The sequence below is a fragment of the Siminovitchia jepli genome, from assembly GCF_047228825.1.
GTDB lineage: Bacteria > Bacillota > Bacilli > Bacillales > Bacillaceae_C > Siminovitchia.
The window spans coordinates 95,058-109,346 of record NZ_JBFEGN010000004.1 but is presented as its reverse complement, the minus strand read 5'-3'; the positions used below and the strand labels follow the sequence as shown (position 1 = coordinate 109,346).

The 14,289-nt window shown below is 40.1% G+C and carries 12 protein-coding genes; 2 read left to right on the top strand and 10 right to left on the bottom strand.

Annotation, left to right across the window (positions count from 1 at the left end; genetic code table 11):
- Positions 1-413: 413 nt before the first annotated feature.
- The 5 genes from AB1L08_RS04060 to AB1L08_RS04040 form a co-directional block, all read right to left on the bottom strand.
- The gene (locus AB1L08_RS04060) at positions 414-1,139 is read right to left on the bottom strand and encodes an ABC transporter ATP-binding protein (protein ID WP_413063398.1); all 726 of its coding nucleotides are present in this window, start codon (positions 1,137-1,139) and stop codon (positions 414-416) included.
- The gene (locus AB1L08_RS04055; protein ID WP_413063397.1) at positions 1,139-1,906 is read right to left on the bottom strand and encodes an ABC transporter ATP-binding protein; all 768 of its coding nucleotides are present in this window, start codon (positions 1,904-1,906) and stop codon (positions 1,139-1,141) included. Before AB1L08_RS04055 ends, AB1L08_RS04060 begins: the two co-directional genes overlap by 1 nt.
- Positions 1,903-2,928 carry a branched-chain amino acid ABC transporter permease gene (locus tag AB1L08_RS04050; RefSeq protein ID WP_413063396.1) on the bottom strand — a complete coding sequence of 342 codons (1,026 nt, stop codon included), beginning with the start codon at positions 2,926-2,928 and terminating at the stop codon, positions 1,903-1,905. The genes AB1L08_RS04055 and AB1L08_RS04050 overlap by 4 nt, the downstream gene beginning before the upstream one ends.
- Before the next feature lie 12 nt (positions 2,929-2,940).
- Positions 2,941-3,819, bottom strand: coding sequence for a branched-chain amino acid ABC transporter permease (locus tag AB1L08_RS04045; protein ID WP_413063395.1), 879 nt, complete (start codon positions 3,817-3,819; stop codon positions 2,941-2,943).
- A 63-nt stretch (positions 3,820-3,882) separates the two neighbouring features.
- On the bottom strand, positions 3,883-5,061 hold the full coding sequence (locus AB1L08_RS04040) for an ABC transporter substrate-binding protein (protein ID WP_413063394.1): 1,179 nt from the start codon (positions 5,059-5,061) through the stop codon (positions 3,883-3,885).
- A gap of 455 nt (positions 5,062-5,516) precedes the next feature.
- On the opposite strand from AB1L08_RS04040, the gene AB1L08_RS04035 reads away from it, so the two are divergent.
- Positions 5,517-6,584, top strand: a complete 1,068-nt coding sequence (locus AB1L08_RS04035; RefSeq protein ID WP_413063393.1) for a DUF1646 family protein — start codon at positions 5,517-5,519, stop codon at positions 6,582-6,584.
- Positions 6,585-7,049: 465 nt separating this feature from the next.
- Positions 7,050-7,745, top strand: coding sequence for a response regulator transcription factor (locus AB1L08_RS04030; RefSeq protein WP_413063392.1), 696 nt, complete (start codon positions 7,050-7,052; stop codon positions 7,743-7,745).
- 6 nt (positions 7,746-7,751) lie between these two features.
- On the opposite strand, the gene AB1L08_RS04025 is transcribed toward AB1L08_RS04030, so the two are convergent.
- The 5 genes from AB1L08_RS04025 to AB1L08_RS04005 all read right to left on the bottom strand — a co-directional run bounded on the left by AB1L08_RS04025 (position 7,752) and on the right by AB1L08_RS04005 (position 14,177).
- Positions 7,752-8,903, bottom strand: a complete 1,152-nt coding sequence (locus AB1L08_RS04025) for an MFS transporter (RefSeq protein ID WP_413063391.1) — start codon at positions 8,901-8,903, stop codon at positions 7,752-7,754.
- A gap of 80 nt (positions 8,904-8,983) precedes the next feature.
- Complete coding sequence (locus tag AB1L08_RS04020; protein WP_413063403.1) at positions 8,984-11,071, bottom strand: ABC transporter ATP-binding protein; 2,088 nt, start codon at positions 11,069-11,071, stop codon at positions 8,984-8,986.
- Between the two features lie 19 nt (positions 11,072-11,090).
- Positions 11,091-11,987 carry an ABC transporter permease gene (locus AB1L08_RS04015; RefSeq protein ID WP_413063390.1) on the bottom strand — a complete coding sequence of 299 codons (897 nt, stop codon included), beginning with the start codon at positions 11,985-11,987 and terminating at the stop codon, positions 11,091-11,093.
- A gap of 12 nt (positions 11,988-11,999) precedes the next feature.
- Positions 12,000-12,944, bottom strand: a complete 945-nt coding sequence (locus AB1L08_RS04010; protein ID WP_413063389.1) for an ABC transporter permease — start codon at positions 12,942-12,944, stop codon at positions 12,000-12,002.
- A gap of 105 nt (positions 12,945-13,049) precedes the next feature.
- Entirely contained in the window at positions 13,050-14,177 is a 1,128-nt protein-coding gene (locus AB1L08_RS04005; RefSeq protein ID WP_413063388.1) for a CapA family protein, read from the bottom strand.
- Positions 14,178-14,289 lie beyond the last annotated feature (112 nt).

Genomic DNA, 14,289 nt, shown 5'->3' with positions numbered 1-14,289 from the left:
AAAAATAAACATAGCAGTACTTTTTTTCATCTGGGATAAGATTAAATTTTTATAAAGAGCAATTATGAAATTGATTCTCCTAAATACCTAAATATTGACGCTGTATTTCTTCATCGTCCATCAGTTCATCCGGTGTACCATTCCATATAATTTGACCCCTGTTCATAATTAATATTTCATCTGCTGCAGCACAAGCCAGGGAAATATTTTGTTCTACCATTAAAAACTGAATGGTTGTTTGAACAATCGTTTGAAACCGCTGATTCAGCTCACAGACTGAAATATTTAAGGGTTTTTTTGGTCATCCAAGAAAGACTGATTGAAAATCTAAATACAACTTTTCAATTTGCGATCAATTTAAAAAAGGCTGCCCCATTATTTTTAATAGATCAGCCCTTCAAAATAAAACTTGATCATCCAGTCGCCTTTATCCCCAAATATGCAGACTTCACCAGCGGATTGGCACTGATTTCATCTCTCGGACCGTCCATGATGAACCTTCCCTGGTCCATGACGTAGGCACGGTCGGCTACTTTTAAAGCAGCCCTTACGTTTTGTTCTACCAAGATGACCATGGTACCCATTTCCTTCTTGATGATCTCCAAAATATCAAGAATTTCCGCAACGATGATCGGTGCCAGCCCCATGGAAGGTTCGTCCAGCAAAATGATTTTCGGGTTGGACATTAATCCGCGGGCGATGGCTAGCATTTGCTGTTCCCCGCCGCTTAGGTTTCCACCCAAATTATTGTAATGCTTTTTTAGTCCGGGGAACAGTTCCAGCATTTTTTCCAAATTTTTGTTTACAAGATTCTTGTCCTTATAGTACTTTGTGTAGATTCCGAGAAGAAGATTCTCTTTTACTGTCAGGTTGGGGAAAACCTGGCGTCCTTCAGGCACCAAACTGAGTCCCTTTCCTACCACTTTATAAGCTGGCAAGCCGGTAATAACCTCATCACGAAGAGTAACCTTGCCCTCAAATGACCTGTAAAGCCCGGCTAATGTATTTAACAGCGTACTCTTTCCCGCCCCGTTTGCTCCGATAATAGAAATAATTTCTCCTTCGTTCACGTGGAAATCAATGGAATGGAGGATTTGTATTTTGCCGATGCTCGTTGATAGATTCTCAACCTGGAACATTATATCGCCTCCTGTCCTAAATAAGCACTGATTACTTTCTCGTTGCTCTGTATCTCATCCGGAGTGCCTTCGGCAATTTTCTTTCCAAAATCTATAACAACGATCCGATCCGCAAGTTCCATGACGGTAGCCATTTTATGCTCAACGAATAAAAATGAGTGCCCCTTGCTTTTTAAATCTTTGATAAAACCGGCCATTTTATTTGTTTCATTGTCATTTAAGCCGGCCATGGGCTCATCCAGCATGATTAAATCGGGATTATAAATAATGGCACGTGCAAACTCCAATTGCTTTTGCAGCCCATAGGAAAGCTGGCTTGCCGTTTCATAGGCCAAATGGTCCAAACCGACCATTTTTAGAGTATCCATTGCAAGCTTGTATGATAACTCTTCATCGTGTCTTACAACAGGAAGACGAAAGCCAGCGCTAATGACATTTGTTTTTAACTTCACATGGGTACCCATCATGACATTCTCCAAAACAGTGAGACTTTTAAAAATTTGCAGGTTCTGAAATGTTCTGGAAATACCGAGGGATGCCAGCTCATTTATTTTTTTGCCGGTTAATTTCTGCCCTTTGTAAAAAACTTCGCCTTCAGTAGGCTGTATAAAACAAGAAATCATATTAAACAGTGTTGTTTTTCCTGCACCATTCGGACCGATGACAGCTACAATTTCACCATCGTTCACATGAAAGTCAACATTGTCTACTGCCGTGACTCCTCCAAATCTCTTCGTCAGCTGCTTCACTTCAAGTAGTTTTTTCATGTTAAATTCCTTTCCTCTTTGGCAGAAATTTTTACTTTATTCGGTTTAAGCCGATTCCAGCCCAAAGATAAGATCGAAATTAAACCGCGCGGCATAAAAATCATAACAATAATGACGATTAATCCGTATACAACATTCTCAATCGGTCCACTGATCTGAAAATACGTATCCCCGACAAACTTAATCAGTTCTTGTAAAAACATAATCAAGGCAGTACCCAAAATGGCTCCCCATATAGAGTGTACTCCCCCAATCATCACCATGATTAACAGGATAATGGAAAAATGGACATTAAAAGTCGGAGGGGCGATAAAACTAATAAAGTGGGCATATAAACTGCCGGCTAATGATGCATAAGCAGCACTGAGTGCAAAAATGGACACTTTATATTTTGCAACATTTACACCCAACGTCTGAGTCGCGATTTCGCTGTCACCTATACTTTTTAATAACCTTCCGACATGGGACCTGACGATATTGGTAGATACAAAGGTAACAAGCACAACAATGGTCCAAATGAAATAGTAAAAATACAAAGGATCGCCCAGGTCAATTCCCAACAATGAAAGCTTGGGGATGCCTTGAAGCCCCAACGGCCCTCCGGTGATATCCGACAATCCGACGATCAGTACGTAAACGATAATGTTTAAACCTACTGTAGCCAGTGCCAAAAAGTGACCCTTCAACTTTAAAATGGGGATTCCAATTATATAAGCCAACAAAAATGTGGCCACCATTCCCAATATAATAACAAGCCAAGGAGAAATAGCCGTTTTGGTCGTTAAAATTCCGGAAACATAGGCGCCAATCCCAAAAAAAGCAGCGTGTCCCAATGAGATTTGTCCGGCATATCCAAGCAACAGACTTAAGCCGACTGTAATGACAGAGTATAAACCGATTAAGGTTAAAATGGTAAATAGATGAGGTTCATGAACAAAAAATGGCAGCGCCAAAATAAGGGCAATAAAAAACGCAAACGACTTCCATCGGTTCCCGTACAACGTTGTATCCAATCTTTTCATTTTATGCTCCCCCTATACCCGCTCGCCGCTGGCCCTGGCAAATAATCCAATCGGCCGGAAGAATAAAACCAATAAAAGAACGCCAAATGTGATGGCATCACTATAGGTGCTTGAAAATAACCCCGCTGAGAATGATTCCACCACACCCAATAGCAAGCCGCCCATGACGACGCCGGATACGCTGTTCATTCCCCCGATGACCATTGCAACAAATCCTTTTAAACCGATAAAAAAGCCCATATCATATGTAGCGTCGGTTAATGGTGTAATGATGATTCCCGCAATGGCACCCAAAGCCGCCGCTAAAGTGAATGACAAAGCCGACATTGTCTTAATATTTATTCCCATTAGACTGGCCGCACGGGGATTTTTTTCGCTCGCTTTTAAAGCGGAACCAATAAACGTCTTATCAAAAAAGACGTAAAGTGAAATCAACATTATAATTAACACGCCAAAAATAAACAGGCTTTGAGAGTTAATAACAGCGCCCATAAATGAAATCGATCCCTTGCTGATAACCGGTGATAATGTTTTCGGGTATGTTCCCCAAATGATGAGGCCCATTCCTTTTAAAAATATAGAAAGCCCAATTGTAATGACAATCAAGGTAACAATAGACGTGTTCCTGGCAGGATTGATAATTGATTTTTCAATGACAAATCCCAAAAGAGCTGTAATCAGAATGGCGCCAATCATCGCAACAGCCATGGGGAGCCCCATATTGATAAGGGAAATCGTTGTTAATGCACCAATCATGACAAACTCGCCCTGGGCAAAGTTCAAAATTCCTGTCGTATTATAGATCGTAACAAACCCTATCGCCAACAGAGCATATATACTGCCTATCGTCAGCCCGGTAAAAAGATATTGGGTAAATTGGGCAAATTCCATGTTGTTTCTCCTTTCTATTGAAAATCTATGGCAGAATGAGTCTGCCATAGATTTTAAATCAAATTATTCGCTTAGCTTCCATTCATTGTTTTCGATTCCCAAAATCGCCAAACCGTCAGGCTGGGCCGTGGAACGGTCTTCCCCGTAATTAAATGTTCCCGTCATCCCAGGATATTCGCCCATTTCATTTGTCAAGAATTTCGTAATATCTGCCGGCTCTGTGCTTCCGGCTTTAATGGCTTCAACAATCATGGAAATCGCGTCATGTGTATGGGCAGCGAATAGATCCGGAATTGCATTAAACTTTTCTTGGAAAGCATCGCGATACGCTTTGAGTCTTTGCTTTTGATCGGAATCAGAAAGCTGATCTACAACACTAATCTTGCTTCCAACAACAAAAATATTATCGTTATCATCTTTTACCTGGTCCAAAAATCCCTGGTTGGCCGCAGCGGTGCTTTGAATCATCGGAATATCAAAATCAAGCGCTTTAAAGTTTCTTGCCACTACACCTGCACCAGGCGTTCTGGACCAGACAATGACCACTTCAGGGCTGGCCTTTTTGATTTTTGTCAATTGAACAGTCATATCCGTAGCAGAAGCATCAAATTCTTCATGGGCAACAATTTCAATATCGGTGTCTTTGATCAGTTCCTCAAAGTGCGGAAGGCCTTCCACTCCAAACGCATCACTCGCATTAATCCATCCCACTTTTTTAATATTTTTCTTGTTGAGCCAGTCAATCATCACTTCAGCAACTGTTTTAGAGCTTGGCGTTGTCACAAAAACGTTTTCATTTTTTGTATCGGCTGGAGCGACGGTAACAAAAGGCAAGCCAGCTTCAACGGTCTTAGGTAAAATAGCAGCTGTTGTACTAACTTGCGTCGCACCGACAACCGCTACGACTCCTTCAGAAATTAACCGGTCCATGGCAGTTACTGCTTTTGTGTCATCTGTTTCATAGTCTTGTAAAACCAACTTGACTGTTTTACCATCGATTGGTCCTTCTTTATCCAACTGCTCCTGCAAAAGCTTCATTGTTTGAACCTCAGACAGTCCCAATGTAGATGCAGGTCCCGTTTCGGCCAATACCAACCCGATCTTTAATTCTTCAGAATCTGACGAACCGCCGCCGTTTTTCTTCTCATCACTGCTGGATGTTTGCGGCCCGCAGGCTGCCAGTCCAAATAATAATGCCAAAGAAAATGTTGCTGCCAAAAATTTCTTCATTGCTCTTGACATTGAGATCCCCCCTTGTTTCCAATTTTTAAAATATTTTATATACTATTGACCTCATCGGTTATGTATAAGACACCCCCTTGTCATTGTAAGCCTTTTCAATTCGTTTGATTAATATATTACATCATGGAAACACGAAATTATACATACAAAGTGTAGGAATTGAATTGGAGCTTTTGCTTCAATTGTAAGAAAGCAGAGGAGGACATCAAAAAATTTGAGACTGAAATCAAAAAAACATTGCAAATAACGAATGGAGCATGCTATAGTAATGCTGATGATGAAAGTCGAATAATAAATGTGCTATTGGAGGAGTCTGTCACCAAGGGACAAGTGTGTCCTGAGGTAACAGGCTCCTTTTTCGTTTGCACAGGACATTTGTGGAGATGGAGCGTTTGCATTTTAAACTGATGGAAAATTGGTAATGAACTTAACGAAAATGAGGAGGAGATGTCTATATGATTATAGGTTTAACGATCATTTTACTGCTTGTTTTATTCTTACCTTTCACAAAACCGGTGGAAAAGAACCTGGAAATATTTCTGTTCATCATGGGACTTCTGGCAGTATTTGTCAGCCAAGTATGGAGTGCGGATTTATTAAAAGAAGCGCTTGTCCATCCGATAAACATTACACTGGCTGTCTTGATTGCAGGTTTATTATTCCGCTGGCTTCAAGCTCCGTTGGAAAAAGTAATCCTCGGTATCAGCAAAGCCATGCCATATCAGTTGTTCATTGCATTATTTGTCATCATTCTTGGTCTGGTTTCCAGTATGATTACCGCTATCATCGCTGCCATCATTCTTGTGGCTGTGATCAGTGTACTGCAGATGGACCGCAAATCGGAAATCCGCCTGGTGGTATTGGCAAGCTATGCAATTGGACTTGGGGCGGCTTTGACCCCGATTGGCGAACCGCTGTCGACGATTGTTGTCAGCAAGCTGAACGAAGACTTTTTCTACCTATTGCGCCTGTTAGGCATATATGTGATTCCGGGAGTGATCATATTCGGCATCCTGTCTGCTTTGGCAGTCAAACCGAAAAAAAACGATGCACCCCATGATGATTTTGCCGCCGTAACAGCTGACAATGGCAATGGAGAAAATGCTCAACCTTTAACGGTCACGGAAACGGAATCGTATGGAGAAATCATTTTCCGAAGTTTTAAAATCTACCTGTTCGTAATGGCATTGACATTCCTTGGTGCCGGGTTCCAGCCTTTCATCGAGAGATTCTTGCTTGACCTGAATCCACTTATATTATATTGGATCAATATGCTCTCTGCCGTTTTAGATAACGCAACACTGGCCGCCGCGGAAGTTAGTCCGCTCATGGAAGAGGAAACGATTCGCGATTTGCTGCTCGGTTTGCTAATCAGCGGTGGAATGCTGATCCCGGGTAATATTCCGAATATCATCGCAGCTGGTAAACTGAAAATTACCAGCTTGGAATATGCACGCTTCGCTTTTCCAATCGGATTGATTTTTATGGTCATTTGTTTTGTCATCATCTTAATTGCAGGGTGATGGCGTATAGGAACCCCATGGAAAAATAATAAAAGACTCCCCTAAAACAGGATATTATCGCTGTATTAGGAGAGTCTTTACTTATTTAAATAATTGGAAATTCAAGGTCCATTCATTTTAGAGAAGGAAAAATATATCCAACTTTCCGCTCTCAAGTTACATCTGGAATCAAGTTTTACAAAACTTCTCATGTCGAGTCCTCACTTTATTAAGTTTACTTTTGTATATTGGGATAAAATATTACAGTATGTATACAGGAAATTATACCTATAAAGTGTAGGAATTAAATCGAGAATTTTTGTTCAAATGATAGGAAAGGATTTTGGGAAAAGATGTAGAAATTGAATTATTAGGTGTACATTTTATCCTTTATTCAGGGTTCGGTTACCAACATTAGAGTCCCATACTTTTTTCCAACTTGTAAAGACTCACAGGAATACATATGAATTTTTAAGGAGGCATATAATGACCAATATCTTGGATATAGAAAAACATATGAGTAAAATAGAGTGTATTGAAAGTCACGAAGACAAGTTTATCATGGCTATTCGTGGGTTAACTGAGCTTTTTCCTCTTCAAGATGCTTATTTTTTCAGATATTCTCCCATCGGTTTTCTAAGCCAGGGGATCATCTATTTAGATGAACAAGGGCAAATCGAATCAATTAGTTCTGTCAATGATGATCTAAGGTCTTTACCTTCAATACTTTCATCAATCCAAAACCGGCGAGCTGCATTTATTTCAAATGAATCTTATCTTACACACAGCTCAAAGTTCCCATTCAAAGCCCTTGTACCATCTATGATGATTATTCCTGTTTGCTTAAGTGCAAACGTGGCGGGATACATTATCAGCACGCATTTCCCTAACAACTTTTCTGTTAATGAAGAGCTTTTATCTTTACTAACCTTTTATGGAAAAAGATTCGGGAAATTATTTGAAAAGAATTTTGTGTTTCATCCTCAGTATTCGCTTAGCAAACGCGAAGTTGAAGTCATGCAGCAGCTGGCGTATGGATATAGTGTAAAGGAGATAGCGTATACACTAACCATTAGTGAGCATACAGTACAAGATTATATCAAATCAGCGGTTAGAAAGACAAAAGCCAAAAACAGACTGCATGCGGTTGTTGTATTAATAAGAAAAGGAATCATTGCTTAAACTGATTCAACTTTTACTATATGTACAGCCAGTCTCATTTTCTTTCATAAATAAAAGGATTATCAGGCCACAAACCACAGGGATTAAAACATACATATACATGGTCCTGTAACCTGCAAAATCCGCAATGAAACCCCATAATATCGCTCCAACCCCAAAAGCCAGATCGGAGCTCAATAAAAAAGTACTATTGGCAGCCCCTCTTCTGCGAGGTGGAATACGATACACTACCAGCGCTTGCAAGCTCGGCTGTAATATCCCAAATCCGATCCCATAAATAATGGCAGCGGCCAGGAAAGATAGTAGCCCTTTTGCAGCAGTTATGATGACTATGGAAGAAAAAAGGGCAATTAAACCCGGCAGCATCACAAAATGAAAACCTTTTCTATCAACAAATTTACCGGTAATTGGCCTTATTATAATAAGCGTTAATGCAAGGACAGTAAAAAACGAACCAATATTACGAATGTTCAAGTCAGCAGTGTATAATGCTATAAAAGTTGTGATTGAGCTGAATGTTAACGATATAAAAAAATTGATGACCGAGGGCTTAAATGCACTTCTTTCAAACAAGGACCTTGACACATTAAATATTTCTTTATCAAGATTGACTCCTTTGTAATTAAGCAAAGAACCAAAAATAATACCTAAAATGGTAAATAAGGTTGTAGTGATGAATAATGATTGAAAGCCTAAAAATTCAACTAAATTCAACCCCAATATGGGAGCTACAGCCATGGAGAATACTGTACTTAACCCGTAGTAAGCCATTCCTTCTCCTATACGTTGACTAGGGATAAAATCAGCGGCGATCGTACCTGCAGCAGCTGTAACCATCCCCCATCCCACCCCGTGGAAAAGGCGCAATATGGTCAGTGACAAAATTGACTCCGAAAATTGATAAGAAAAAATAGAAACGGACAATATTGCCATACCTATTATAAAAAAGTGTTTCCTGCTCCACGTGTCGACTGCCTTGCCCATAAAAGGACGAAAGATGATTGTAGTAAAAGTTAATATCCCCACAATAAATCCAATCATCGTTTGTGAATGCCCTTGTTTTTGAATGTACAATGGCAGAGTGGGGGTGAGTATTTGAAAGCTAAGGGAGGAACAAAAATTGGCCAATATGATAAAGCTCAAATTTTTGTTCCACAACTTTTCTTGCGCCAGTTTTTTTTCTCGGGCGATATACGATCCCTCCCAGGAAATTAATAGAAAAAAACGTTTGAAGTGCTTTATACTTTTAAACAGGCAACACTATGGCCATTTTCTACTTCTCTCAGATGCGGATCGCTTTCTTTACACTTTTCCGATGCAAGAGGGCAGCGATTATAAAAGCTGCAGCCGCTTGGTCTATTCAAAGGACTGGGGAGTTCCCCCTGTAATACTATTTTTTCCCTTTGTTCCTCTATACCCGGATCCGGAATAGGAACTGCTTCCAGCAATGCCTTTGTATAGGGATGAAGAGGATTTTCATAAAGAGATTTCCAATCAGCCATTTCAACAATCCGTCCTAAATACATCACTGCCACCCGATCACTAATATGCCGTACAACCGATAAATCATGAGCAATAAATAGATAGCTCAGACCCAGCTCCTCTTTTAGATTTTCCAGAAGATTGATGATTTGTGCCTGAATAGATACATCAAGAGCTGAAATTGCTTCATCACACACAATCAATGAAGGATTGCTGGCCAAAGCCCGTGCTATTCCTATCCGCTGTCTCTGTCCGCCGCTAAATTCATGAGGAACCCTGTGCTTTAATTCCGGATTAAGTCCAACCATGTGAAATAATTCTTCTACTTTTTCTTCATATTCTTTTTTGCTGCTAATTAAATGATGAATAATGAGCGGTTCCCCTACAATACTTCCGGCGCTTTGGCGCGGGTTTAAAGAGCTGAATGGATCTTGAAAAATCATCGATATCTTTTTTCTGATTGGCCGCAGATTTCGTTTCGATAATGTAGAAATATCCTGATCGTTAAACAAGATTTGGCCCGCCGTTGGATTGTATAAGCGCATAACCGTACGGGCCACCGTTGTCTTGCCGCACCCGCTTTCCCCTACCAATCCCAGTGTTTCACCCTTCTTCAGTTGAAAGCTCACATCATCTACAGCTTTAACTTCTCCCACTTTGCTGCGGATGAGCCCTTTTGTAACCGGGAAATAAACCTTTAGATTTTTAACCTCCAAAATTGGCTTTTCTTCATTTCTATCATTCTTTTGAAAAGATTGGCCCATCCTGTTTATCCTGTCTTGAACATACTTCGAACGGGAATGCCCCTTATTTTCACTTAACAAGCGTTCCGATTTTGTAACATTATTATAACAAGCGATATAATGTTCGCCCCCATTATATGTGAGTACAGGCATCGGGTAGTCGGTACATTTCTCGGTTCGATATAAGCATCGGGGCAAAAACGGACACTGATTCAGCTTGTTTATTAAGTTGGGCGGCATTCCCTCAATGGGTGTGAGTTTCCGCTCTTTTGGATCATCGAGCCTCGGAATGGCATTCATGAGACCAATGGTGTAAGGATGGCGCGGGTTGTTAAATATTTCGGCTTTCGTACCTGTTTCTACCACTGTACCGGCATACATGACATAAATTCTTTCTGCATACCGGGCAACAATACCTAAATTATGTGTGATAATTAACAGGGAAGTATTCGTGCTTTTAACGATGTCTTTCATCAGCTCAAGTATTTGAGCTTGGGTTGTTACATCCAGTGCCGTAGTAACTTCATCCGCAATAATGATTTTTGGATTTACTGAAAGGGCCATGGCGATCATTACCCTTTGTCTCATTCCTCCGCTAAATTGGTGCGGGTAGTCATCTATTCTTGCCTCTGCATCCGGAATTCCAACTTTTTTAATCATTTCAATCGCATGTTTTCTTGCTTCTGATTTACTCAGCTTCAAATGCAGCATGACAGACTCTATTATTTGTTCTCCAATTGTTAATACCGGATTTAAAGAAGTCATTGGTTCCTGAAAAATAAAGCCGATTTCACCGCCCCTGATGGACCGCAGCTCTTCACTCTCAGGATGAAGGTTCAATAGATTAATCCCTTTGTATAGAACTTCTCCGCCGGTGATTCTGCCAGGTGGTGTAGGTATGAGCTGGAGTCCGGACATTTGTGTTACTGATTTTCCCGAACCGCTTTCTCCAACAAAGCTGACTATTTCTCCTTCATTAATATAATAAGAAACTCCATCAACAGATTGTATTCTTTTTCCATCTATATGAAACTCTGTTCTAAGATTTTTGACTTCCAAAAGATGCTTCATATTTAAAAACCTCCTCTGCTCAGTGACCAAAATGTTATTCAAAATTTCTTTAGATCGTTCCTCTTAATTTCGGATCAAGAGCATCTCTCAGGGCATCTCCAACCATATTAAATGCCAAAACAACCAACATGATACATAAACCCGGTGCGAATGAAAGAATCGGGTTTCTTAATAAATATCGTTGCCCTTCACTTACCATAGCACCCCAAGCAGCTTCGGGTGCTGTAATACCTACCCCTAAAAAGCTCAAAGTAGCCTCTGACAGAATAGCTATTCCCATGTTGAGAGAAATAAGTACAATGATGGGAGATATACAGTTCGGGAGCACATGTTTCATTAAGATTCTGAAATTATTGGAGCCTATTACTTCTGCTGCCTTAATATAGTCGGATTCTTTAACAGACAGAACCTGTCCCCTCATGACCCTGGTAAATGAAGGCAGTAAACCGAATATTAAAGCAATGATGACGGTCCACATTCCCGAGCCCAATGCAACTCCAATAGCAAGAGCCAAAACAAGAGAAGGAAATGAAAGCAGTGCATCAATTATTCTTGAAATAACGAGATCTAAAAACCCGCCAAAATAGCCGGATATTAAGCCTAATAATATCCCTATCAGCGCTGCTCCCAATACAGAAACACATCCGACAATTAATGATATGCGTGCGCCATAAATAATACGGCTCAAGACATCGCGGCCTAAACCATCCGTGCCCAGCCAATGTTCCATCGAAGGCTTTTGAAGAGCTTTTGATAAATTTTGCTGATAAGGGTCGTAGGGGGCTATGAACTCTGCGAACAAAGCCATGATAAACATTGCCAAGATGATCATTCCATAAATAATTACAATTTTTCGGCTTAAAAACACTCTAAAAAACCGGCGTAATTCATGATTTTTTGAGGGCAATTCCATATTGTTTACTGTTCTTACTGTCTCCGTTGTCATTTAAACCTCTCCTCACTTATAGCGTATACGCGGATCGAAAAAGCCATAAGATATATCAACGAGTAAGTTTGCTAAAGAAACAGCCACTGCAATGATAATTAGACATCCCTGTACGACAACCACATCTTGATCAAATACCGAATCCAGCATGAGCCGGCCCATTCCATTAATATTAAAAACCTTTTCTATTACAATTGAACCGCCGACAACATTGGGAAGCATGAGGCCGCTCAATGTAATTACAGGTATCATTGCGTTTTTAAGGGCATGTTTCCTGATGATATTATTTTTTTTCATTCCTTTGGAACGGGCTGTTCTGATATAATCCTGATTGATTACTTCAAGCATGCTGGATCTTGCCTGGCGCGCCAAGATGGCCATAGTAGAAAATCCCAATACCAATGAGGGCATGATGACTTGTTTTGTATTTAACCAAAAGTTATCAAACAATGAAGTATATCCTTGAACAGGCAGCCAGCCTAGCTTCAAGCTAAACAAGTAAATTCCTAGTATTGCAAGCCAAAAGTGCGGGGCAGCCATGCCAAGGTTGGCTGTTGTTGTGATAAAACTGTCAACCCAACCTCCCCGCTTAACAGCCGCAATGACCCCCATGGGAACACCTACAACCACACTTGTGATAAAGGCAATAATGCCAATATGTATAGTTGGTTGTATATGAGAGGCAATTAAGGACGAAACACTTTCTCTATATATAATGGAAGTACCTAAATCTCCTTGTAAAACTCCGCCCAGCCAATAAAAATACTGAACAATTACAGGACGGTTCAGCCCCAATTCTTCTCTTAATTTTTCAATCTCCTCTTGTGTTGCTTCTTCCCCCAGTATGGAAAGAACCGGATCCCCGGGTATGAGGTGTAAAATAAAAAAGCAGAGCATGCTTAACAGGAAAAGTACAAAAATAGTTTGAATTGTCCTTTGTAATATAAACTGCACCATATGAATGACTCCTTTTTCACTTTTGCATTTATATTTTGCTAATACATTCATCATTTAAGAAAACAAGTACTTTTTCACTTTCAAAATAAGTTCATGCTCTTTCGATTAATCATTATGAATGGATTCAAAGATGATGATTTCATCATCTGCGCCCCACTTAAAGCTGGCATTAAGTCCTGCTTTATGTGTAATATCCTTCATATAATCGAAAACTCTTTGACCGCCATTGCTTTTTTCAACAGGTACAGGTTTTCCCTCTTTATTAACAATACAGGGGATGAAACTGGACTGAGTTATTCTGCCGTCACTCACTATACATTTAGCGATGATGGTATAAATTGCTTCAGAATGAAATGGGTAAGTAGGATATTGAGGGTCCGGTTTAAATCCAAACAGCTCCATTCTCTTATTTAACCATGCGTCACTGTCTTCATCCGATTTTGGGAATAAGCTTGGGACATATGCAACAAAGTTGCACAAACCATGAAAAATGGTTTTCCCTTTATAAATCTCAATTCCTTTGAGGAGATGCGCATGTTCCGAAATAATTAAATCTGCTCCAGCATCTATGGCTGCATATGATAATTGCTTTTCGTATTCAGCTATTTTAACCGGCTGATGAACCAGTCCCTTATGAAGCGAAACGATAAGAACATCACATTTTGTCCGTAATTCCCTAATATCGTTTATCATTGAATGAAGTGATTGTGGTTCGGCCCAAGTATAAATGGATGGAGGACCGCCGGGATTTGCATGTTCCAGCTCATAATGAGTTAACACTTTAACATAAGCACACCCTGGTTTATTAGAGGCAGCCCATGTTTCTGAAGGTCCAACACAATTGTATTTTAAAATACCTATTTTAGTTTTTTCCCGTTCAACAATCGCAGGTTGTTTTGCTTCCGCCAAATTCATTCCTGCTCCCACTGTACAAATATGGTTGCCGCGCAGCCAATTAACCGTGTCTTCAATTCCGGCATCACCCGCATCTGATATATGGTTGCCCGCTAATGTTAAAACATCAAATCCTACTGAAACTAATGGAGATAGATTGTCAGGATGGCGTTCTAATTTTATGGCTTCCTCATCTCTATCCGTATAAGGTACTTCCAGCTGGCCCATCACGATATCTCCGTCAGCCAATACGGAATGAACATGTTCAAAATAAGCTTCTGAATTGTCCCCTAATATAATGTCTCCAACACATAACAGAGTTAAGTTCTTATTTTTCATTTTTCTTCTCCTCAAAGCTGATAGACAAGTAAAACACGAACAATCTTGCTGTGAAATATTTGTTCTTATATCAAATTTTTTTTGGTTGATATGCCGCTCCTTATGCAGAAAG